Below are 21,233 nucleotides of genomic sequence, written 5' to 3'. Positions count from 1 at the left end.
ATGTCATTCAGCACACTCCTGGTGGCCAACCGTGGCGAGATCGCCCTGCGCGTGATCCGCGCAGCCCGGGCCAGGGGGCTGCGCACGGTTGCGGTGTATTCGGATGCCGACCGCGGCGCACCCCACACCCGCGCGGCGGATGCCGCGGTGCGGCTCGGCCCCACGCCGGCATCCGAGTCCTACATGAACATCCCGGCAATCCTCGCGGCGGCGAGGGCGACGGGTGCCGAGGCGATCCATCCTGGCTACGGCTTCCTCTCAGAGCACGCGCCTTTCGCCCGCGCCGTCACCGAGGCCGGACTCGTCTTCGTGGGCCCCAGCGCCGACGTGATCGAGGCGATGGGGCGCAAGGACGCGGCCCGCGAGCTCGCGATCCAGGCCGGTGTGCCGGTCGTGCCGTCCGTTGCGGTGACGCGCGGCGGCGCCCAGGCCGATGGCCTCGAGTTTCCCGTGCTCATCAAGGCGGCCGCTGGCGGCGGCGGCAAGGGGATGCGCATCGTTCGCACCCCGGCTGAATTCGATGCGTCCTTCGACGCTGCCGAGCGTGAGGCGCAGAAGTCCTTCGGCGACGCGACCCTCCTCGTCGAGCGATACCTCCCGGACGGGCGTCATGTCGAGGTACAGGTGCTCGCGGATGCGCACGGCAACGTCGTGCACCTCTTCGAGCGCGACTGCTCGACGCAGCGGCGCCATCAGAAGGTGCTTGAGGAGGCTCCCGCCCCCACGATCTCCGAAACGGTGCGCGAGCAGCTCACGAGTGCCTCCGTCGCGCTCGCGAAGACGGTCGGCTACACGAACGCGGGCACGGTCGAGTTCCTCGTGGCGGGGGAGGACGTGTTCTTCCTCGAGATGAACACCCGCATCCAGGTCGAACACCCCGTGACCGAGCTCATCACGGGCCTCGACCTCGTGCAGTTGCAGCTCGCGGTTGCGGCGGGCGAGCCACTTGCGTTCGCGCAGCAGGATGTGCGCATGCGGGGCCATGCGATCGAGGCGCGCGTCTACGCGGAGGACCCCTTCAACGGCTACCTGCCGCAGACCGGCACCGTCAGCCGCCTCGTCTGGCCGGCGGATGCCCGCGTCGACACCGCGCTCGAGGAGGGCCAGCGGGTCGGCACCGCCTATGACCCCATGCTCGCGAAGGTCATCGTGCACGGGCCGAGCCGCGAAGTCGCGCGACGTGTCCTCATCGAGGCGCTCGGCGCATCCGCCATCGTCGGGGTCACGACCAATCTCGGATTCCTGCGGGCGCTCGCCGACTCCGCCGGCTTCCGTGACGCGAGCATCACGACCTCGTTCCTCGATGTGAATCCCGGGGCAGTCGACGTTCCGGATGCCACGATCCCTGCCGTCTTCGCGACGTGGGCGCTCGCACGGGCGACGCCCGCCACGCGGCATCCCTTCGGCGTCGCCGACGGGTGGCGCATGGGGCAGCCCGCGGCACCGTGGAGCACGACCATCGCGGTGGACGCTGCTGCCACCCGTGTCTCGCTCGACCGCGCTGGCGGCCGCATGGTGGTGGGGGATTCGCAGCATTCGGTATCGCTCGTCGATGAGAGTCCCGAACGGCTGCGACTGGAGATCGACGGTGGCGTACACGCCGCGACCGTCGTCGTTTCGGCCCACGGGGCAGACGTCTCGTACCTGGGACAGAGCTATCGCCTGCCTCTCGTGCGCCGGCGCCGTGTCGAAGCGGCTGCGCAGGCGAGCAACGGCGTCGTGCTCTCGCCCATGCCCGGGGTCGTGCTCAGCACGAACGTCGCCGTCGGCGAGACCGTGGAAGCGGGCTCACCGCTGGGCATCATCGAGGCGATGAAGATGGAGCTCTCGCTCACGGCACCCATCAGCGGTGTCGTGACCGAGGTCGGCGCGAGCAAGGGCCAGCAGGTCAAACAGGGTGACCGACTGTTCGTAGTGGAGGAGTAATGGACCATCACAACCTGAACGAGGACGAGCGGGATCTCGCGCGCATGGTCCGCGAGTTCGCGGAGGAGGTCGTCGCGCCGCGGGCCTACGAGGCCGATCGCACCAAGACCCTTCCGCTCGATGTCGTCGCGCAAATGGGCGAGCTCGGGCTCTTCGGCCTGCCGTTCCCCGAGGACCACGGAGGGCAGGGCGGCGACTACTTCGCACTCTGCCTGGCGATCGAGGCACTCGCCAGGGTCGACCAGTCCATCGCGATCACGCTTGAAGCGGGCGTGAGCCTCGGGGCGATGCCGATCCACCGTTTCGGCACGGAAGAGCAGAAGGCGGAGCTGCTCCCCGAGCTGCTCGCGGGCCGGGCGCTCGCGGGCTTCGGCCTCACGGAGCCCGAGGCGGGATCGGATGCCGGTGCCACCCGCACGACCGCGAGGCTCGACGGCGGCGAATGGGTCATCAACGGCACAAAGCAGTTCATCACCAACTCGGGCACCGACATCACGCGCTTCGTCACGGTCACGGCGGTGACCGGCGAGAGCGAGGGGCGCCGCGAGATCTCGACCATCATCGTGCCGAGCGGCACCCCGGGCTTCACGGTGGAGCCTGCCTATGACAAGGTCGGCTGGCACGCCTCAGACACGCATCCGCTCACCTTCAGCGACGCGCGGGTTCCCGAGGCCAACCTCCTCGGTGAACGCGGCCGCGGTTTCGCGAACTTCCTCCACATCCTCGACGAGGGCCGCATCGCGATCGCGGCGCTCGCGACGGGCGCGGCGGAAGGCTGCCTCGAGGCGGCGGTGGACTACTCGCGCAGTCGCGTCGTGTTCGGGGAGACGCTGGCATCTCGCCAGGGCATCCAGTTCACGATCGCCCGCATGCAGCAGCGCGTGCACGTCGCCAGGCTCGCATGGCACCACGCCGCACGACTGCGCGACGCGGGACTGCCCTTCAAGCAGGAGGCGGCGATCGCGAAAATCACCGCGAGTGACGCCGCCATGGACAACGCGCGGGATGCGACGCAGGTCTTCGGCGGCAACGGCTTCATGAACGAGTACCCGGTCGCCCGCCACTACCGCGACTCCAAGATCCTCGAGATCGGTGAGGGCACGAACGAGGTGCAGTTGCTCGTGATCGCCCGCTCGCTCGGGATCGCCTGACACCGGCGGGGCCTCAGACGAGCGTGCGCCAGTCGACCTCGTCGTCGGGGCCTGGTGCCTTGCCGTTGCCGACGGTCTGGATGGGCTGCGTGAAGGTACCGGTCAACGGATCGATCACGGTCGCCTCATCGCGGCGGTGCCGCAGCACGTTGTCGATGTACGACGAGACCGCTTCGGCGAGCGGGATGTCGCGGCCCGCGTTCTGCGACAGGAACCAGCGATGGTCCAACAGCTGGTGGAACACCTCTGCCGGCTCGAGCTTGCCCTTGAGGTCGCGCGGGATTGCCCGAACGACGGGCTCGAACACCGAGGTGAGCCACTGGTGGGCGACCATCTCCTCATCCGCATCCTTGGCGGTGAAGCTCGCGGCATAGGAGTCAAGGTCGTTGAGCAGGCGGCGTGCCTGGTTCTCCTGAGCGTCGAGGCCGGTGAGGCGCAGGAGGCGCCGCTGGTGGTGCCCAGCGTCGACGACCTTCGGCTGGATGCGCACCTCTGCCCCCGATTCATCGGTGCGGATGGCCAACTCCTCAATGTCGAAGCCGAGCTGGTTGAGGCGCTCGACCCGCTCGGCGATGCGCCAACGTTCGGATGCCTTGAACGACTCCGCGCCCGTGAGCTCCTCCCACAGGCTGCGGTACGAGGCCATGATGCCGTTGCTCACCTCGACTGGGTCGAGGTTCTCGTCGAGGCGGTTGCCCGCCGCGAGGTCGAGCAGTTCGCCGGCGATGTTGATGCGGGCGATCTCAAGGTCGTTCTCGCGCTGCCCATCCGAGATGCCGTCGTAGAGCCCGCCCGTCTCTGCGTCGACGAGGTAGGCGGCGAAGGCTCCCGCGTCCCGTCGGAACAGAGTGTTCGACAGCGACACGTCGCCCCAGAAGAACCCGATGATGTGCAGGCGCACGAGCAGCACCGCGAGCGCGTCGACGAGGCGTGTCGCGGTGTCGGGGCGCAGTGTCTGGGAATAGAGCGCCCGGTAGGGCAGCGAGAACTTGAGGTGGCGCGTGACGAGCACGGCCTGCAGCGGGTTGCCGTCGTCGTCGCTGCGGTCGGTGATGACGGCGAGCGGTTCGACGCAGGGGATGTCGAGACGCTGGAGGGCGCGCAGGAGGTCGTATTCGCGCCGCGCCAGTTCAGCGGATGTCTCCTTGATGGCGATCACGGCGCCGCCCATGTGCGCGAAGCGCACCAGGTGACGCGAGATGCCCTTGGGGAGTGCGGCGATCACCGACTCGGGCCACTCCTCCAGCGGTATGGACCACGGGAGATCGAGCAGCGCCGAGTCGGCGATCGACGAGGTGATGCGGAGGGAGCCTGACACGGGCCGGTGCTCCTTCGGAGTCAGTCTCAGTCCGTGATGGGCTTGCTGATGCGGCGGCCCGAGTCGGTGTCGAAGATGTGCAGGTGCTCCTCCGTCGGAAGCACGTACACGCGGTCACCGGCGTGGGGGTGCGAGCGGCCATCGACACGAGCCACGAGGTCGACACGGTTGCCATCGACCTCGGTGTGACCGTAGAGGTAGCCGTCGGCGCCGAGCTCCTCGACGAGGTCGACCTCGACGGGCAGGCCCTCGCCGGTCGTCGAGACCTTGACGTCTTCGGGGCGCACGCCGATCGTGACCTTGGGTGCCGAAGCGGCGCTCAGTGTGTCGCGGGCCACGGGCGTCGTGGCCGTGCCGAACTTCACGCCGCCGTCGACGACGTCGGCCGAAAAGAGGTTCATGGCGGGGGAACCGATGAAGCCTGCGACGAAGACGTTGTTCGGCTCCGCATAGAGTTCGCGCGGGGTGCCGACCTGCTGCAGCACGCCGTCTTTCAGCACGGCGATGCGGTCACCCATCGTGAGCGCCTCGGTCTGGTCGTGCGTGACGTAGACGGTCGTGACGCCGAGACGGCGGGTGAGCGACGCGATCTGCGTGCGGGTCTGCACACGGAGCTTGGCGTCGAGGTTCGACAGCGGCTCGTCCATGAGGAAGACCTGGGGGCTCCGCACGATCGCGCGGCCCATCGCGACACGCTGACGCTGGCCGCCCGAGAGCGCCTTCGGCTTGCGGCCGAGGTAGGGCTCGAGGTCGAGGAGCTTGGCGGCCTCGAGCACTCGCTTGGCGCGTTCTTCCTTGGGCACACCCGCGATCTTCAGCGCGAAGCCCATGTTCTCGGCGACCGTCATGTGCGGGTAGAGCGCGTAGTTCTGGAAGACCATGGCGATGTCACGGTCCTTCGGCGGCACGTCGGTGACGTCCCTGTCGCCGATGAGGATGCGGCCCTCGTTGACCTCTTCGAGGCCGGCGAGCATCCGGAGCGTGGTGGACTTGCCGCAACCGGAGGGGCCCACGAGCACGAGGAACTCGCCATCGGCTACCTCGAGGTCGATCTTGTCGACTGCGGGCCGGGTCGAGCCCGGGTAGAGCCTGGTTGCCTTGTCAAAGGTGACAGATGCCATGACAGTATTTCTCCTTCACCGGCAGGTACGTGCCGGACGATCCGTAGTGAATGGATGTTGTGCACCGGACCGCGAGCGGCCCGATCGTGTCATTATGTCACCGGACCCCCTCTGAGTAACCGTCTGGCCAACTCCCAGACACGGTGTTTAGCATCGAGGCGTGCCGCGGATGCGGAAGTTGCCCGGTCGGGCCAGGGGGCGAGAGCGGCTGTCGCTGGGCGAGCTCTCGAGAGAACTGAGTGAGGTTTCATGACGAACGGCACGCCGGGATCCAAGCCGACGAAGAACGAAAAGCGGCTCGCCGCCCGCGAAAAGGCGCAGCAGGCGCGCCTGGAGCAGAAGAAGAAGGAGCGCCGCAACCGCCTCCTCCTGCAGGTGGGCATCGTGGTTGGAATCCTCGCTGTCGCTGGCGCCACGGTCTTTGGCATCATGGCCGCCATCCCCAAGACGAGCTCTGGCCCGCGCAACATGCTGAGCGACGGTATCCGTATCGGCGCCGACTTCGTTGCGGAGGCGACACCCGGGCTCAGGCCGGGTGCGGCGCCGGTCGCTTTCGAACCCTCTGAGGACCCGGATGTCGTCGACATCGTCATGTATGTCGACTACTTCTGCCCGGCCTGCCGCGTCTTCGAAGAGGCCAACGAAGAGCAGATCGCCACCTGGGTCGCGTCGGGTGCGGCGACGCTTGAGGTGCACCCCGTCGCGTTCCTCGACCGCTTCTCGCTCGGCACCCAGTACTCAACCCGCGCGGCGAACGCGGCGGCCTGTGTCGCGAACTATTCGCCCGACCGCTACTTCGACTTCCACAGTATCCTCTTCGCCGAGCAGCCCGCCGAGAACACGCCGGGCCTGAAGAATGACGAGCTGGTCGACCTCGCGAAGCAGGTCGGCGTGGACGCCCCAAGCAAGGTCGAGCAGTGCATCAACGATGTGCAGTTCAAGAAGTGGGTCAATGCGGCAACGGCGCGCGCCTTCGAGGGGCCCCTGCCGAACGCCGACCTCGACGCGATCTCCCGCACGCCCACCGTGATCGTCGACGGCACCGCCTACCCCGGCGAGGACCTCTCGAGCGCCACCGACTTCGCGCGCTTCGTCAGCACCGCGAGCGGCAACGCCTTCTCGAACGAACTCAAGGCGAGCCCCTCGCCGAGCCCCAGCCCGGCCCCGGCCGGCTGAGCCGGGCCCTCGGGGCGCGAGATCGCGGCGCCCGGTGCTCCCATGACCGCCCACGGGTGTTGCGCGGGTCAAGCGACCCCAAGCCAGCTCGGCGATGAGGCAGTCGATAGACGATCCGGACACGGATGCCCGGTGGTGGAGCCCCCTGTCGGATTCGAACCGACGACCCTCGCTTTACAAGAGCGATGCTCTGGCCAACTGAGCTAAGGAGGCGGATGCGCGTAGCGCCCGAGCCATCCTAGCCCGAGCGCGCGGCGCTGCGAAGGTTACGCTCCCGCGCCCTCCGCGGTGTCCTTTTCCGCGAAGTTGAGGGAGAGCGAGTTCATGCAGTAGCGGTCGCCCGTGGGGGTGCCGAAGCCATCGGGGAACACGTGGCCGAGGTGCGAGCCGCAGGCGGCACAGAGCACCTCGGTGCGAACCATGCCGAGGCTCGTGTCCTCACGAAGCTCAACCGCTTCGGGGCGTACCGACTCGTAGAAGCTGGGCCAGCCGCATCCGGAATCGAACTTCGTGCCGCTCTTGAAGAGTTCGGCGTTGCAGGCGGCGCAGGTGTAGATTCCCGCGCGCTCCTCGTCGAGCAGCTCGCCCGACCATGCGCGCTCCGTGCCGGCCTTGCGCAGCACCGCGTAGCGTTCGGGGCCGAGCTCCTCGAGCCATTCCTGTTCGCTCTTGTTGACCTGGTAGTTCATGGGGTGCCTTCCGACGTGGGTTCAACAAGACTAAACGCGTGGGCTTTGCGATTGTTCCGCGTTACGGCACATCACGTGGGGCGCTTTGACTTAGGCAAGCCTTACCTACTAGTCTTCGAGTGAACTTAGGGTTGCCTAAGTTTCCAGATCTATGTCGCACAGGGTTGCCTGATGACCTGCGGCATCTCGCTTCCCCAGGAGCCCACACGTGAACACAGTCCTCGCGCGCCCGTGGACATGGCGGTCCATCCCCGCCTTGCTCGTCGCCATCGCTCTCGCCTTCGCAGGCCTCGTCGCGGGAGCGTCGCCAGCGCATGCTGCGCCGGGCCCGAGCATCTCGGTGTCGAAGACTGCGGGGCTCGCGTCGGGGGACGTCGTGACGGTCCAGGGCACAGGATTCGGCGACCAGTCCGTGCTGGCGTCGCGTCCACCACTCGCGGGCAAGTTCGCGGGGTTCTACGTCGTCTTCGGCGTCTATGCCGATGTGTGGAAGCCCTCCGACGGGGCCAGCTCCTCGGCGCGTAAGAACGGCGACCAGCGCTGGGTCGTCAATCCTGAAGACGTTGCGACGATCGGTGGCGCAACCTACGGCGCCGTCGCGATCAACCCTGACGGCTCCTTCGAGGTGCAGCTGAAGGTGGACGACGTCATCGAGGGCGCTCCCTCGGACGGCAACTACGGCATCTACACCTACGCCGGCGGGGGCGCGACCCACGCACCCTTCGAGACGTACACACCCATCACCTTCGCCGAGGCGCCGGCGGTACCAGGTCCGGCGATCATGGTGACGAAGGCGCCCGCTGCGGGTGGTGAGGTCACTGTCACGGGGTCCGGCTTCGAAACCGATGAGAGCACGTCGCCCGGTGTGTACCTCGGTGTTGCTGCCTCCGGTGCTCCCGGCTTCTATCAGGCAGGCATCGACTCGGGCGCGACATCGTTCGTGCCTACCGCCGTGATTTCGCGGGGTGGCGGTTCCTTCACCGTGAACGTCACAGCCCCGGCGTCGGCGCCAAGCGGTTTCAGTGTCTACGTCTCGAAGGCGCATGGCCAGGGGATGCGCGACACGTCGCAGGACGTCATCGTGCCCCTCCAATACGACGCCCCGACGACTCCGACGCCCCCGACCACGCCGACGACGCCGGCGCCCCCCACCACGCCGGCGCCCCCGACGCCCGTCGCACCTGTCGCGGCCGGGTCGCTCACCTGGGGCGTGAAGTCCGCGTTCCGCAACTACGTGACCGGGCCGATCGCGAGCGGCAGCATCTCGGTTGCGGGCGCGAGGAGCGCCGGCGGGGCATTCGTCTTCGGCCAGGCCGGCGGCACCTTCACGGCGGCCACCGGTGCCGGCACAGCCGATTACTCCGGTTCCGTCCGGTTCAGGGGCCACGGCGCATCGCTCGACCTCACGTTCGCAAACCCGACCGTCGAGGTCGTCTCGCCGCAGCGCGCGAACCTCTACGTCAGCGTGAACGGCGCGCGCGTGCTCATGGGGACCCTCAATCTGGCGGCGTCCAGCCGCACCGAGGTCGGCGGCGCCGTCACCTACACCGGAGTACCCGCGACCCTCACGGGGGCAGGGGCGAACGCGTTCAACGGCTTCTATGCCACGGGCGACCCTCTCGACCCCGTCAGCTTCACCGTCGGGGCGCCCGCAGCGGCCGCCTCCGGAGGCACCGTGGTCGTGGCATCAGCCCCCGCCCGTGCCGCCACGCGCACCCCCGCGCCCGCGCCGCCCGCTTCGACCGGCGTCGAGATCGTCGAAGGCGAGCCCGTGCCCGGGGGAGAGGTCACCATCACCGCGTCGGGCTTCCAGCCGAACGAGACCGGCATTCTCGTCGTCATCTACTCCGAGCCGATAGTGCTTGACCGCAATGCGACAGCGGATGCCAACGGTGACGTCACCTGGACGGGCTTGCTTCCCGCAGAGCTCACGGGCGAGCACACGCTCACCCTGCAGGGTTCGGTGAGTCGCGGCATCCCGATCACGATCGCGGAGATCATGGCCACCACGACCTCGCTCGATGGCTGCGTCGTGACAGGCGCCAGCCTCACGTGGGGTTTCAAGGAGGCATTCCGTTCCTATGTGAGCGGCACGATCGCGAAGGGGGAGTGGACCGTCGGCGAGGGCGCGACCTACGAGACCCCAAACTTCGGCTTCACGAGCGACACGGGCAGCTACGACCCCGCGACGGGCGAAGGCACCATCAGCTTCCCCGGAACGATCACCTTCACCGGTCACGGTGGCGTGCTGAACACGACGATTGGCAATCCCCACATCGAGATGCTCGACGACGGCACCGGGCGGCTCCTGCTCGATGTCACGGGTGAGACGCGCGACGGCGAATCCGTCAACCAGATCGGCGTGCACTTCGCCGACCTCGACCTCGCGGCCGCAACGACTGAAGAACGCGGCGGCGGTGTGAGGCTCGCCGACATACCCGCCGTGCTCACCGCGCAGGGTTCCGCAGCCTTCGGCACCTACGAAACCGGCACCGATCTCGACCCGATCACGCTCGAACTCGCGGTCGAGGACGGCTGCGATGCTGCGGCCACACCGCGCGCCGAACAGCCTGCGGCCGAAGAGGCAGAAGAAACGGATGAGGCGACAAGCGACTGGCTGCCGTGGATCATCAGCGGCGTACTCCTGCTCGTCGTGATCGCCCTTCTGGTCGCACTGCTGGCGCGCCGCCGCAGCAAGGAGTAACCACACCCCGAGTTGCCCACTTCGCGCGCATCGAGCACCACCGCGAGCGTCGAAGTGGGCAACTCGGTGCCCGAGAGGGCAGGATCGGTGCATGGCCCGCGACACTGCCCAGTGGTTCCGCGATTTCGGGCGGCAGGCGGCATCCGTCTCTCCCCAGTACGAAGCGTGGGCGGGCGCCATCGCGGATGACCCCGCCACGGTCGCCCTGCTCGAAACGTTCCCGGAGCAGCACCGGCAGCCGCCCCTCGTCTTCGCCGTGGCGAGCCTGCTCGGTGCACGAGACCACGACGCCGGCATCACCGACTTTCTTCGCAGGAACGCCAGCGCGCTCGCCGCCGAACTCGCCGCCCGGCCCGTGCAGACGAACGAACCCGGCCGGTGTGCGGCGCTCACGGCAGCCCTCGCCACGATCGACGGGCCGGTCGCGCTCCTCGAGATCGGGGCATCCGCCGGCCTCTGCCTCTACCCCGACCGCTACAGCTACGACTACTCCGGCCGCCGTCTCCACCCCGCCGACGGGCCAAGCGCCGTCACCCTCACGTGCACCCTCGGAGCCGGCGTCGAGCCGCCGCGGAGGCTCCCAATCGTCGTGACGCGCGCTGGCGTCGACCTCCGCCCGCTCGACGTGACAAGCCCAGCGGATGCCGCGTGGCTGGGCGCCCTCACCTGGCCGGGCCAGCACGACCGCGAGTCGAGGGTGCGGGGTGCAATCGCGATCGCACGGCACGACCCACCGCATCTGCTCGCGGGTGACGCCGAGGCGGCCCTCGACCAGCTTCTCGCGCTCGCGCCTGAAGCAGCGACGCCCGTCGTCGTGACGATGGGCGTGCTCATCTACATTCCGGCGCCGCGACGCGCACGGCTCGCGGAACGCATCCGCGCGAGCGGTGCCCGTTGGGTGTCGCTCGAGGGCGCGAGGGTGCTGCCCCGGGTCGAAGGGCGGCTGCGCGACGCGGGTTGGGCGGAGGACGAGCTCCGCGGGCGCTTCGTGCTGGCCGTTGACGAGCATCCGCTCGCCTTCAGCGGCCCCTACGGGGAGACGCTCGAGGCCTGCTCGCCCAGCGCGGGCGCATAGGTAGCGCGGGCGAGCGCATCGAGCACGTCTGGCGTGCGGGGGCCGAAGCCGAGCACCTGGCCAGATGCCATGTCGACGAATCGGCGGTTCTGGCCCGCCGGTGTCTGGGCGAGGGCCGGCTTCTCGTCGAGGAGTCCGTCGATGCCGCCGGTGCTGTCGAGCCCCGAGGTCATGACGAGGATGAGCTCGGGCCTCGCCGCGATGACGGCCTCATCGGTCATGGGCTGGAGGCCCGTCCAGCCGATCTCGGTCGCGACGTCGATGCCGCCGATGCCCGTGATCAGGTCGTCGACGCCCGACTCGCTGCCGAAGAGGTAGTAGATGCCGGAGCCACCGCGCAGGTAGAGGAAGAGCATCCGCAGGCGCTCGCCGCCGCTCGGGGCGATCTCGGCGATCTCGGCGACCTTCGCTTCGATCTGCGCCTCGAGGAGGGTCGCAAGTTCCTCGCCCGCCTCGGCGGCACCGAATGCTGCGCCCACCTGGCGGGCGAGCGTGCCGACGCCCTCGAAGCCGGCGACGTCATCGACGAAGACGACGGGGATGCCGGCGTCGCGCAGTTGCAGCACGACGTCGATCGGGCCGATGCTGCCGTCGGTGACGACCAGTGTCGGCCGAAGGCTGATGATCGACTCGGAATTGATGCTGTGGCCGCTCGAGGTCACGACGGGAAGGTCGACGACCTGCTCGAAGGTCGACGAGACGTCGCGGCCCACGAGGGTGTCGCCGAAGCCGAGCCCGACGATGGTCGCCGCGATCGAACCGGACATGTCGAGGCCGAGCACCCGGGTCGTCTCCGTGACGGCCACGGTCGTGTCACCTGCGAGGTCGTGTGAGGTGACGGTCGCCGGAAGCTGTTGTTCGGGTCGCTCGATCAGGACATCGACGGATGCTGACGCCAGCTTCGCGGTGGACTCGCCCACCCAGTCGCGCGGGTCGTCGAGCAGGTCGAGTTGCGCGAGGGGCACGCGCTGCGCGTCGGCGTCGGTGACCTCACCGGAGGAATAGGCCTGGCCGCCCATGCAGCCCGTCAGGAGGGCGAGTGCCGCCGCGACCGCGGCGAGGGCGGCGGGGATTCGGCGGCGCGGCACGGGGCTCCTTGCGATGGTCGGGCTTTTGGTAAGGCTATCCTAACTTAGCCCCGATGTCGCGACCCTCCGGCCGCCTCCCTGGCTGCTGCTGACTGTCGCCGTAGCCTTGTATGGATGCCCACCACCGCGAGCGACAAACGCTCGGATCTCCCCGAGATCTCCGAGCGCGATGCGCGCATCCTCGAGTTCGAGCGCCGACCGTGGAGCCACCCCGGCGCGAAGGAGGAGGCCATCCGCGTTGAGCTTGGCCTCGGCCCGGCCCGCTACTATCAGTTGCTGAACGCCGTCATCGAATCCCCGGCGGCCTTCGCCCACGACCCGATGCTCGTGCGACGCCTGCGGCGCCTGCGAGACGCCCGGCGTCGCGCCTGACGTCCCAGTCGCGGCGACGATCCACCTGAGGAACACGATGGCCACCCGCATCCGAGATCGCTTCGACGAAATCCCCGACGACCTTCCCCGTGTCGGTGCTCACCGCGCACCGGCCGAGCCCGCTCGTCGCTGGATCGCTTTCGCCTGGGCGGCGCTCGCGACCGTGCTGCTCGTCGCCGGCGGACTGTTTGGCCTCTCGCTCCTCAACCCCGACCTCGACCTGCGGGTGCCGGGCCGCGACGCGGCGGCACCCGCCGACCCCGTGGATCCCGGGCCTGAGCAGCCGACGGTCGAGCCCATGCTCGACCCGACTGTGCCGATCACGGTGCTCAACGGCACCGGCGCTCCGGGTCTTGCGACCCAGGTGGGCGATGCTCTCGTCGCCCAGGGCTGGGAAGGTGCGTCAACGGATGTCGGCAGCCGGGCAAATGCGGCGGTTGACGACGTCGAACGCACCCTGGTGTTCTATAACGACCCCGTCAACGAGGCCGCGGCGCGCATGATCATCGAGCATCTCGGCGTCGGGGAGCTGCGTCTCTCCAATGACTATCCTGCGTCGCCCATCGTCGTGTTGATCGGTGCCGACTACGACGCGACGACCCCCTGATCGTCCTTCGGCAGCGCCCCGCACGTTACGCGCCCGTTTAATCTCGCGTCTTCCGCCGACAGATTCTCATCTGACTCTCCCCTTTTGGGGCTCGGATCATTACTATCTGGAACTGGTCGCCCATCCGGCTCTGTGAGGCTCTCGACTACGCGCTTCGTGAACCTGGTGACGCGGGATACCCGTCCGCGCTCGGTGACTCGGCGCCGCACCGCGAGCGCCGTTGAACGGTACACAGCAGGGAGTAACAGATGGCGAACGGATCCGTGAAGTGGTTCAACGCTGAAAAGGGCTACGGATTCATTACCGTCGAGGGTGGAGGGCAAGACGTCTTCGTCCACTACTCCGCCATCGACATGAGCGGCTACAAGGTGCTCGAAGAGGGTCAGCAGGTGACCTTCGAGGTCGGCACCGGGTCGAAGGGCCCGCAGGCGGAGTCTGTGCGGCCCGCGTGACGACGTAGTGATTGATTGCGGGGCTCGCCCCGCGCTGACGCCGCCCCTGACTGGGGCGGCGTTAGTGTTTCAGGCGTGATTCCCACCCCGCGCAGCTCTCGACGTCGTCTCGGTACCCTCGGAGCCCTCATGGCGGCGCTGCTGCTGGCCGGATGCTCGGGCGAGGCGGCCTCGTCAACCATCGCATCCCCGTCGCCCGACTACGTCTCGGACTACGTGGCACCAGAGCCCACCGATGTCGCCCCCCTGCGCGGCTCGACCGTGCCCGAGGGCTCGCTGCAGCACGCAGCGCTGTCAGCGAAGATCGACAACCACTGGGATGCTCGCCCGCAGCTCGGGCTCGAGCGCACCGACATCGTCTTCGAGGAGCTCGTCGAGGGCGGCATCACGCGTTACGTGGCCGTGTGGCACAGCGACATCCCCGAGCAGCTGGGCCCCATCCGCTCGATCCGGCCCATGGACCCCGAGATCGCGGGTTCCCTCGGCGGCATCATCTTCTATGCGGGTGGCCAGCCTCAGTTCGTCTCGATGATGCAGCAGACCTCCCTCTATAACGCGATCCATGGGCAGCCCGACACGGCCGCATACATGTTCCGCTCGAGCGATCGCAGGGCGCCCCACAATGTGATCGTGCGGGCGAGTGAGTTCCTTTCCGCCAATCCGGATGTCGCGGCGCCCCGCCAGCAGTTCGCCTACGCCCTCGACGCCGCCTCGGCGACTGCCGCGAAGGAGGGCACGCCGACCGCCGTCCTTCGGCTGGCGTTCTCGAACCAGTTCGTGCCCTCATGGGCGTGGGATGCGGCATCCGGCACCTTCCTTCGCTCGCAGGACGGTGCGCCCGACCTCGACTCCAACGGCGCACAGCTCTCGGCGGTCAATGTCGTGACGCTGCGAGTGCCCATCTCGCACGGCCATGGCGTGCCCAAGACGGAACTGCTCGGCAGCGGCGAGGCCTGGGTCTCGACCGGCGGCGGCACTGTGAGTGCGACCTGGCGCAAGGGATCGATCGATGCCCCGATCAGCCTGGTCGATGACAACGGCATCACCATCAGGCTCGGGGCCGGCAACACGTGGGTCGAGCTCGTGCCGCTCGAGGGCTCGGTCGCGATCGACCCGCCCGCCTGAGTGCGCGCCCAGCGTTTCGCGCCCGTCTCTCTCCCGGCTTGCACTCCCTTGGGCAGAGTGCCAGAATCATCTAGCACTCTCTTCGCGAGAGTGCCAAAAAGCTGATGCATTTCCGACGTCCGGGAGGGACGAAGAACACATATGGCAAAGATGATTGCTTTCAACGAAGAGGCCCGTCGTGGCCTTGAGCGTGGTCTCAACACGCTGGCCGACGCCGTCAAGGTGACGCTTGGCCCGCGTGGCCGCAACGTCGTCCTCGAGAAGAAGTGGGGCGCCCCCACCATCACGAACGACGGTGTCTCGATCGCCAAGGAGATCGAGCTCGACGACCCGTACGAGAAGATCGGTGCCGAGCTCGTCAAGGAGGTCGCCAAGAAGACCGATGACGTCGCGGGTGACGGAACCACCACCGCGACGGTGCTCGCCCAGGCGCTCGTGCGCGAGGGCCTGCGCAACGTTGCCGCGGGTGCAGACCCCATCAGCCTCAAGCGCGGTATCGAGAAGGCTGTTGCCTCTGTGACCGAAGCGCTCGTCAAGCAGGCGAAGCCGATCGAGACGAAGGAAGAGATCGCCGCAACCGCGTCCATCTCGGCCGGCGACCCGGAGATCGGTGCGCTCATCGCCGAGGCGATCGACAAGGTCGGCAAGGAGGGCGTCGTCACCGTCGAGGAGTCGAACACCTTCGGCACCGAGCTCGAGCTCACGGAGGGCATGCGCTTCGACAAGGGCTACCTGTCGGCGTACTTCGTCACCGACCCCGAGCGCCAGGAGACGGTCTTCGAGGACCCCTACATCCTCATCGTCAACTCCAAGATCTCGAACATCAAGGACCTGCTGCCCGTCGTTGACAAGGTCATCCAGGCTGGCAAGCAGCTCCTCATCATCGCCGAGGACGTCGACGGCGAGGCCCTGGCCACGCTCGTCGTGAACAAGATCCGCGGCATCTTCAAGTCGGTTGCCGTCAAGGCTCCCGGCTTCGGTGACCGCCGCAAGGCGCAGCTGCAGGACATCGCCATCCTCACGGGTGGTCAGGTCATCAGCGAGGAGGTCGGCCTCAAGCTCGAGAACACCACGCTCGACATGCTCGGTCGTGCCCGCAAGGTCGTCATCACCAAGGACGAGACGACCATCGTCGAGGGCGCGGGCGACGCGTCGCAGATCGAGGGCCGCGTCAAGCAGATCCGCTCCGAGATCGAGAACACCGACAGCGACTACGACCGCGAGAAGCTCCAGGAGCGCCTCGCGAAGCTCGCCGGTGGCGTCGCCGTCATCAAGGCGGGTGCCGCAACCGAGGTCGAGCTCAAGGAGCGCAAGCACCGCATCGAAGACGCCGTTCGCAACGCGAAGGCTGCTGTCGAGGAGGGCATCGTCGCCGGTGGTGGCGTCGCCCTCATCCAGGCCGGCGAGGTCGCCTTCGCGGGTGAAACGCTGACCGGACTCGTCGGTGACGAGGCGACCGGCGCGAACATCGTGCGGGTCGCGATTGACGCCCCGCTCAAGCAGATCGCCTTGAACTCGGGCCTCGAGCCCGGCGTCGTCGCCGAGAAGGTGCGCAACCTCCAGGCGGGTCACGGCCTCAACGCCGCGACCGGCGAGTACGTTGACATGCTGCAGGCCGGCATCAACGACCCCGTGAAGGTGACCCGCTCGGCGCTGCAGAACGCAGCGTCGATCGCCGGGCTCTTCCTCACCACGGAGGCCGTCGTCGCCGAAAAGCCCGAGAAGAACGCTGCGCCGATGGGTGACCCGTCGGGCGGCATGGGCGGCATGGACTTCTAGTCCGACCACTCTCAACACTGAAGGGCGGCTCCCCATTGGGGGCCGCCCTTTGGCGTTGCCAGGGTTTCGACAGGATCAAACCCGCAGCGGTTCAGCGCATGAACATGCTCGCGTTGGCGCGCTCCGCCTCCGCGTACTGCTGCCCCGCGCGACCGAGCGCCTGCGTGATGCCCGCGAGGCTCTGCTCCACGTGCTGCTGGGTGGTGCGCCAGTCGGCGACGACGCCCTGGAATGCCGTCGAGGCCTGACCGGTCCATGAGGACTGCAGGCTCAGGAGCTGGCCAAGCATGCCGGCGACCTCGCCCTGGATTCGGGAGGCGGATGCGCGCACGGCGCTCTCGGCGCTGAGGACGGCGTCGCTGTCAACCTGGTACTGCGTCATGGTGTTCCCTTCGTCGTAGGTGCCGGGGGTGGCATCCGGATGCCGGCAACGATAGGGAGGCCTGGCTGCGGCTGAAGGGACTCAGCTGCTGCTTGTGGGCGACGTCGACACGAAGGTGTCGGGGAGGAGCGGAAGCGTCAGTCGGAAGGTTGCGCCGCCGCCCGGCGTCTCGAGCACCTCGACGTGGCCCTTGTGGGCATCGACGATCGCGGCGACGATCGCGAGGCCCAGACCACTGCCGCCCGTCTCGCGCGTGCGCGAGGAGTCGGCGCGCCAGAACCGCTGGAAGATCTTGTCGCGGATCTGGGGCGGCACGCCCTCACCGTGGTCGACGATGTCGAGCTGCGCAACCCGTCGTGCGGCATCGACGCAGACGACGAGCTCGATCGGACTGCCAGCTGGCGTGAAGCGCAGCGCATTGCCGATCAGGTTCGTGATGACCTGCCGGAGCTTGTTCTCCTCGCCCAGCACAACGGCGGGCACGACGAGCTTGATGTGCTCACGCTCGGCGAGCGGCAACATCTCGGGCGTCCCAGTGGCACCGTTCCGCATCCCACGCTGGCGGAGCGAGCGTAGGCGGGCCAGCTGCGCCCCCGCGAACGCGATGGGCCCCGTTGCCGTCGTCGCGGGCTTCGGCGTGGACTCGGGCGGTGCCTCGATGTCCTCGCTCGCGGGCAGTTCAGGCTCCTCGACCTTGACGGTCACCTTGCGGTCGGGTGCCTGCGCCATCGCGTCGAGCGAGGCGTCGTAGGCGAGCGGCAGCAGGTCGACGGGGGCGAGCCGGAGCGGTTTCTTCTCATCGGCCCGGGCCAGTTCGAGCAGGTCTTCGACCAGCTCGCCCATCCGAATCGCCTCCTTCTCGATGCGCTCCATGGCCTGGGCGACATCGTCGGGCTTCTGGAGGGCGCCCATGCGGTAGAGCTCGGCGTAGCCGCGCACCGAGACGAGCGGGGTGCGCAGTTCGTGGCTTGCGTCGCCGACGAAGCGGCGCATCTGGTCGATCGTGCGGGCGCGGTCAGCGAAGGCCCGGTCGATGCGCCCGAGCATGACGTTGAGGGAGCGATTGAGCCTGCCCACCTCGGTGTTGGGCGTCGCGCCCGGCAGACGCTGACTGAAGTCCCCGCCGGCGATCGCGGCGGCCGTCGCCTCCACCTCGCGCAGGGGACGGAACGTGGATGTCACGAGCACCCGGGTGAGCGCGGCACTCAGCACCACGACCGAGAGTGCGAAGCCGAGGAAGATGGCCGTGTAGCGGGCAATGGTCGCGTTGACGTCATCGAGACGCTGGCCGATCACGAGCGTCGCGAGGTCGCCGTTGCGCGCATTCTCCGCAGGGAAGGCCACGACGCGGGTCTGGCTCGTATGGGTCGGGTTCTGGAGGGTCACGGCGCCCTCAAGCTGCACGACCCTGCTGAGGGTGAGTTCCTCGAGGTTCGGACGCAGGTGCGCCTCGTCCTCGGCAAGGTTGTCGCCGATGAGCTTGCCATTTCGATCGACAAGCGCCATGTAGAAAGAGGTCGGCACGAGATTGCCGCTCGAGATCGCATCCTCGTCGAGGTCGATCCTCCACGCCTCGACGTCGGCGGCCGCCGCGACAATGTTCGCGTCGACCCGGTCGAGCAGGTAGGTGCGCAACACGGTCATGGTGCCGACGCCGGCCACGAGCAATCCCGCCGTCACGATGAAGACCGTCACCCCGGTGATCTTGGTGCGGAGGGAGACGGAATCCCACCACTCCATCGGCTGCTCTCGGCTCACGGGTTCAGGCTACGCGCTCGTGCTGGGCGAAACATCCGCCCCTCCCGTTCAGGACTTGTCGACCTTGAGCATGTAGCCGAAGCCGCGCTTCGTCTGGATCATGGGCTCCTCGGTGTACTGGTCGAGCTTGCGACGCAGGTAGGAGACGTAGGACTCGACGATGCCCGCGTCGCCGTTGAAGTCGTACTCCCAGACGTGGTCGAGGATCTGGGCCTTCGACAGCACACGGTTGGGGTTGAGCATGAGGTAGCGCAGGAGCTTGAACTCGGTGGGGGAGAGCTCGACCTGGTCTTGGCCGACCGTGACCTCGTGGGTGTCCTGGTCCATCGTGAGCTCGCCCGCACGGATGATGGCATCCTCCTCGTCCTGCATCGTGCGACGCAGGATGGCCTTGATGCGGGCGACGATCTCGTCGAGGCTGAACGGCTTGGTGACGTAATCGTCGCCGCCGACCGTGAGCCCAGTGATCTTGTCCTCGGTGTCATCCTTTGCCGTGAGGAAGAGGATGGGCGAGGTGTAACCGCTCGAGCGCAGGCGCTTGGTGACCCCGAAGCCGTTCATGTCGGGGAGCATGACGTCGAGGATGATGAGGTCGGGCTCCTCCTCGAGCACGGCCGAGATGGCCTGTGCGCCGTTCCCGACGGCGCGCACGGCGAAACCGGCGAAGCGCAAGCTCGTGGTGAGAAGGTCGCGGATGTTCGGCTCGTCGTCAACGATGAGAATCTTGGGTCCGTCGCTCATGAGTCCAGTCTCTGCGAGTTTCCTGAGCGCGGGCTGGATGCATGCGGAGCGCGCGCTCGAATGCGAGCATGGGGGAATGCTCTCCCTCCCGCCCCTCGACTCGCCCGTGCGCCGCATCGGAGCGCGGAGCTTCGATTTCTCCCGCGAAGTCGCCGTCATGGGCATCGTCAACCGCACCCCGGACTCCTTCTATGACCAAGGCCGCACCTTCGGGCTCGACGCGGCCGTGAGCGCTGCACTCGCGGCCGTCGCCGCGGGCGCCGCCATCGTCGACATCGGGGGAGTGCCCTTCGCACCGGGCGACCCGTTGCCGCCCCAGGAGGAAGCCGAGCGGGTCGTGCCGGTCATCGAGGCCGTGCGCGCGGCATCCGATGTCGTGATCTCGGTCGACACCTTCCACGCCGAGGTCGCTCGCCGAAGCATCGCGGCGGGTGCCGACATCATCAACGACACGACCGGTCTCAGCGACCCCAACATGGTCGGCGTCGTCGCTGACAGCGAAGCGAGCCTCATCGTCACCCACAGTCTCGCGACGCCCCGCACGCAGTACCCCCGCCCGCACTATGACGACGTGGTCGTTGAGGTCGTCGAGTTCCTGCGCGATCGCGTCGAGCGTGCCGTCGACGGTGGGCTGGCGGCAGAGCGCATCATCATCGACCCTGGCCCCGACCTCAACAAGAACACGCTCCACACGCTCGAGATCGTGCGCCGTTTCGACGAGATCGCGGCGCTCGGCCTGCCCGTGCTCGCCGCCCTCTCCAACAAGGACTTCATCGGCGAGACACTCGACGCGCCCAAGTCTGAGCGCCTGGAGGGTTCCCTCGCCGCGGCCGTCACGAGCGTGCTGCAGGGCGCCCGCATCGTGCGCGTGCACGAGGCCGGGCCGACGGTCGCCGCCGTGCGCATGGCCGAGGCGATCCTCGGCATCCGCGAACCGGCCTATCTCAAGCACAACAGGGGTGAGTTCAATGAGTGACGCCATCCGGATGCTGCAGCCCTACACCTCGCTCGATGACGACGGGCTCGCCGCCGTCTATGCCGTGCGCGATCGCGCGCAGCCCTGGCTGCGGGTCAACATGGTCGCCAGCGCCGATGGGGCGGGCACACGGGACGGACGCTCCGGTGGGCTCGGCACCGCGGCCGACCGCCGCGTGTTCGACGTGCTGCGCTGGCTCTCCGACGTCATCGTCGTCGCGGCGGGCACCGTGCGCGCCGAGGGATACGCGGGGCTGCTCGTCAGCTCGGAGGGGCAGGCGTGGCGTGTCGAAGAAGGGCTCGCCGAGCATCCGCAGGTCGCCATCGTGTCGGCCAGTCTCGACCTCGACCCGGCCAGCGCGCTCTTCGCCGAAGCCGCGCACCGGCCCATCATCGTCACGTGCGAGAACGCGCCCGCAGAACGCAGAGCTGCCCTCTCGGCGGTCGCCGACGTGGTCGACTGTGGCGTGGCATCCGTCGACACCCGACAGCTCAAGCAGCACCTCGCCGATCGCGGCCTCGCGCAGCAGCACTGTGAGGGTGGGCCGCAGCTGCTGGGGGCGCTGGCGGCCGACGGCGCGATCGACGAACTGTGCCTGACGATCAGCCCGCTCCTTGAGGGGGGACCCGCCGAGCGGATCGCCCGGGGGCCGGATGCCGCGGGGCTCTCACTGCGGCTCGCTCATGCCCTCGCGGCCGACGATGGCACGGTCCTGCTGCGCTACACCCGTGCGTGACCGCGGCTTTCCCAACTCAGGAGTTTGCTTTCACAATTCAGGAGCTCCTGAATTGTG

At 68.1% G+C, this 21,233-nt stretch carries 19 protein-coding genes and 1 tRNA gene; 12 read left to right on the top strand and 8 right to left on the bottom strand.

Annotated features, from left to right (window positions below; genetic code table 11):
- Together FVA74_RS11930 and FVA74_RS11925 are read left to right on the top strand one after the other, a co-directional pair.
- Window positions 1-1,926, top strand: a complete 1,926-nt coding sequence (locus tag FVA74_RS11930) for a biotin carboxylase N-terminal domain-containing protein (RefSeq protein ID WP_147722711.1) — start codon at window positions 1-3, stop codon at window positions 1,924-1,926.
- Window positions 1,926-3,077, top strand: coding sequence for an acyl-CoA dehydrogenase family protein (locus FVA74_RS11925; RefSeq protein ID WP_147722710.1), 1,152 nt, complete (start codon window positions 1,926-1,928; stop codon window positions 3,075-3,077). The genes FVA74_RS11930 and FVA74_RS11925 overlap by 1 nt, the downstream gene beginning before the upstream one ends.
- Window positions 3,078-3,090: 13 nt before the next feature.
- On the opposite strand, the gene FVA74_RS11920 is transcribed toward FVA74_RS11925, so the two are convergent.
- Window positions 3,091-4,395, bottom strand: coding sequence for a DUF4032 domain-containing protein (locus tag FVA74_RS11920; protein WP_147722709.1), 1,305 nt, complete (start codon window positions 4,393-4,395; stop codon window positions 3,091-3,093).
- A gap of 26 nt (window positions 4,396-4,421) precedes the next feature.
- Window positions 4,422-5,516 carry an ABC transporter ATP-binding protein gene (locus FVA74_RS11915; protein ID WP_147722708.1) on the bottom strand — a complete coding sequence of 365 codons (1,095 nt, stop codon included), beginning with the start codon at window positions 5,514-5,516 and terminating at the stop codon, window positions 4,422-4,424.
- 249 nt (window positions 5,517-5,765) lie between these two features.
- Here FVA74_RS11915 and FVA74_RS11910 point away from each other — a divergent pair, with 249 nt between their 5' ends.
- On the top strand, window positions 5,766-6,692 hold the full coding sequence (locus tag FVA74_RS11910; protein WP_147722707.1) for a thioredoxin domain-containing protein: 927 nt from the start codon (window positions 5,766-5,768) through the stop codon (window positions 6,690-6,692).
- A 136-nt stretch (window positions 6,693-6,828) separates the two neighbouring features.
- On the opposite strand, the gene FVA74_RS11905 is transcribed toward FVA74_RS11910, so the two are convergent.
- Window positions 6,829-6,905 (bottom strand) — tRNA-Thr (locus tag FVA74_RS11905).
- A gap of 53 nt (window positions 6,906-6,958) precedes the next feature.
- Entirely contained in the window at window positions 6,959-7,381 is a 423-nt protein-coding gene (gene msrB / locus FVA74_RS11900) for a peptide-methionine (R)-S-oxide reductase MsrB (RefSeq protein WP_147722706.1), read from the bottom strand.
- A gap of 208 nt (window positions 7,382-7,589) precedes the next feature.
- Here msrB and FVA74_RS11895 point away from each other — a divergent pair, with 208 nt between their 5' ends.
- On the top strand, window positions 7,590-10,085 hold the full coding sequence (locus tag FVA74_RS11895) for an HtaA domain-containing protein (RefSeq protein WP_147722705.1): 2,496 nt from the start codon (window positions 7,590-7,592) through the stop codon (window positions 10,083-10,085).
- Between the two features lie 91 nt (window positions 10,086-10,176).
- Window positions 10,177-11,160 carry a DUF2332 domain-containing protein gene (locus FVA74_RS11890; protein ID WP_147722704.1) on the top strand — a complete coding sequence of 328 codons (984 nt, stop codon included), beginning with the start codon at window positions 10,177-10,179 and terminating at the stop codon, window positions 11,158-11,160.
- Here FVA74_RS11890 and FVA74_RS11885 read toward each other — a convergent pair.
- A complete protein-coding gene (locus tag FVA74_RS11885) occupies window positions 11,115-12,248 on the bottom strand; it encodes a hemin ABC transporter substrate-binding protein (protein ID WP_240792233.1) in 1,134 nt (377 codons plus the stop codon). The genes FVA74_RS11890 and FVA74_RS11885 overlap by 46 nt on opposite strands.
- Window positions 12,249-12,362: 114 nt before the next feature.
- Here FVA74_RS11885 and FVA74_RS11880 point away from each other — a divergent pair, with 114 nt between their 5' ends.
- The 5 genes from FVA74_RS11880 to groL all read left to right on the top strand — a co-directional run bounded on the left by FVA74_RS11880 (window position 12,363) and on the right by groL (window position 16,583).
- Window positions 12,363-12,620 carry a DUF3263 domain-containing protein gene (locus FVA74_RS11880; protein WP_147722703.1) on the top strand — a complete coding sequence of 86 codons (258 nt, stop codon included), beginning with the start codon at window positions 12,363-12,365 and terminating at the stop codon, window positions 12,618-12,620.
- A gap of 37 nt (window positions 12,621-12,657) precedes the next feature.
- Window positions 12,658-13,227, top strand: a complete 570-nt coding sequence (locus tag FVA74_RS11875; RefSeq protein WP_147722702.1) for a LytR C-terminal domain-containing protein — start codon at window positions 12,658-12,660, stop codon at window positions 13,225-13,227.
- Between the two features lie 248 nt (window positions 13,228-13,475).
- Window positions 13,476-13,679 carry a cold-shock protein gene (locus FVA74_RS11870; protein ID WP_147722701.1) on the top strand — a complete coding sequence of 68 codons (204 nt, stop codon included), beginning with the start codon at window positions 13,476-13,478 and terminating at the stop codon, window positions 13,677-13,679.
- 75 nt (window positions 13,680-13,754) lie between these two features.
- The gene (locus FVA74_RS11865; protein ID WP_147722700.1) at window positions 13,755-14,804 is read left to right on the top strand and encodes a DUF3048 domain-containing protein; all 1,050 of its coding nucleotides are present in this window, start codon (window positions 13,755-13,757) and stop codon (window positions 14,802-14,804) included.
- A gap of 141 nt (window positions 14,805-14,945) precedes the next feature.
- Window positions 14,946-16,583 carry a chaperonin GroEL gene (gene groL / locus FVA74_RS11860; RefSeq protein WP_147722699.1) on the top strand — a complete coding sequence of 546 codons (1,638 nt, stop codon included), beginning with the start codon at window positions 14,946-14,948 and terminating at the stop codon, window positions 16,581-16,583.
- Between the two features lie 91 nt (window positions 16,584-16,674).
- Here groL and FVA74_RS11855 read toward each other — a convergent pair whose 3' ends face one another.
- From FVA74_RS11855 to FVA74_RS11845, 3 genes are all read right to left on the bottom strand, one after another.
- Window positions 16,675-16,965 carry a WXG100 family type VII secretion target gene (locus FVA74_RS11855; RefSeq protein ID WP_147722698.1) on the bottom strand — a complete coding sequence of 97 codons (291 nt, stop codon included), beginning with the start codon at window positions 16,963-16,965 and terminating at the stop codon, window positions 16,675-16,677.
- Window positions 16,966-17,046: 81 nt separating this feature from the next.
- The gene (locus tag FVA74_RS11850; RefSeq protein ID WP_147723212.1) at window positions 17,047-18,705 is read right to left on the bottom strand and encodes a cell wall metabolism sensor histidine kinase WalK; all 1,659 of its coding nucleotides are present in this window, start codon (window positions 18,703-18,705) and stop codon (window positions 17,047-17,049) included.
- 66 nt (window positions 18,706-18,771) lie between these two features.
- Complete coding sequence (locus FVA74_RS11845; protein WP_147722697.1) at window positions 18,772-19,464, bottom strand: response regulator transcription factor; 693 nt, start codon at window positions 19,462-19,464, stop codon at window positions 18,772-18,774.
- A gap of 76 nt (window positions 19,465-19,540) precedes the next feature.
- On the opposite strand from FVA74_RS11845, the gene folP reads away from it, so the two are divergent.
- Together folP and FVA74_RS11835 are read left to right on the top strand one after the other, a co-directional pair.
- The gene (folP, locus tag FVA74_RS11840) at window positions 19,541-20,440 is read left to right on the top strand and encodes a dihydropteroate synthase (protein ID WP_187266496.1); all 900 of its coding nucleotides are present in this window, start codon (window positions 19,541-19,543) and stop codon (window positions 20,438-20,440) included.
- A complete protein-coding gene (locus tag FVA74_RS11835) occupies window positions 20,433-21,176 on the top strand; it encodes a pyrimidine reductase family protein (protein WP_147722696.1) in 744 nt (247 codons plus the stop codon). Before folP ends, FVA74_RS11835 begins: the two co-directional genes overlap by 8 nt.
- Window positions 21,177-21,233 lie beyond the last annotated feature (57 nt).

The sequence above is a fragment of the Salinibacterium sp. dk2585 genome, from assembly GCF_008001035.1.
Lineage (GTDB): Bacteria > Actinomycetota > Actinomycetes > Actinomycetales > Microbacteriaceae > Homoserinimonas.
This window is presented reverse-complemented; position numbering and strand designations above follow the sequence as displayed.

Excerpts from the sequence above, each read along its gene's own strand:
- FVA74_RS11930 (WP_147722711.1), top strand. The coding sequence starts at position 1 with ATGTCATTCAGCACACTCCTGGTGGCCAACCGTGGCGAGATCGCCCTG.
- FVA74_RS11925 (WP_147722710.1), top strand. The coding sequence starts at position 1,926 with ATGGACCATCACAACCTGAACGAGGACGAGCGGGATCTCGCGCGCATG.
- FVA74_RS11915 (WP_147722708.1), bottom strand. The coding sequence starts at position 5,516 with ATGGCATCTGTCACCTTTGACAAGGCAACCAGGCTCTACCCGGGCTCG.
- FVA74_RS11910 (WP_147722707.1), top strand. The coding sequence starts at position 5,766 with ATGACGAACGGCACGCCGGGATCCAAGCCGACGAAGAACGAAAAGCGG.
- msrB (WP_147722706.1), bottom strand. The coding sequence starts at position 7,381 with ATGAACTACCAGGTCAACAAGAGCGAACAGGAATGGCTCGAGGAGCTC.
- FVA74_RS11890 (WP_147722704.1), top strand. The coding sequence starts at position 10,177 with ATGGCCCGCGACACTGCCCAGTGGTTCCGCGATTTCGGGCGGCAGGCG.
- FVA74_RS11880 (WP_147722703.1), top strand. The coding sequence starts at position 12,363 with ATGCCCACCACCGCGAGCGACAAACGCTCGGATCTCCCCGAGATCTCC.
- FVA74_RS11875 (WP_147722702.1), top strand. The coding sequence starts at position 12,658 with ATGGCCACCCGCATCCGAGATCGCTTCGACGAAATCCCCGACGACCTT.
- FVA74_RS11870 (WP_147722701.1), top strand. The coding sequence starts at position 13,476 with ATGGCGAACGGATCCGTGAAGTGGTTCAACGCTGAAAAGGGCTACGGA.
- groL (WP_147722699.1), top strand. The coding sequence starts at position 14,946 with ATGGCAAAGATGATTGCTTTCAACGAAGAGGCCCGTCGTGGCCTTGAG.
- FVA74_RS11855 (WP_147722698.1), bottom strand. The coding sequence starts at position 16,965 with ATGACGCAGTACCAGGTTGACAGCGACGCCGTCCTCAGCGCCGAGAGC.
- FVA74_RS11850 (WP_147723212.1), bottom strand. The coding sequence starts at position 18,705 with ATGGAGTGGTGGGATTCCGTCTCCCTCCGCACCAAGATCACCGGGGTG.
- FVA74_RS11845 (WP_147722697.1), bottom strand. The coding sequence starts at position 19,464 with ATGAGCGACGGACCCAAGATTCTCATCGTTGACGACGAGCCGAACATC.
- folP (WP_187266496.1), top strand. The coding sequence starts at position 19,541 with ATGCTCTCCCTCCCGCCCCTCGACTCGCCCGTGCGCCGCATCGGAGCG.
- FVA74_RS11835 (WP_147722696.1), top strand. The coding sequence starts at position 20,433 with ATGAGTGACGCCATCCGGATGCTGCAGCCCTACACCTCGCTCGATGAC.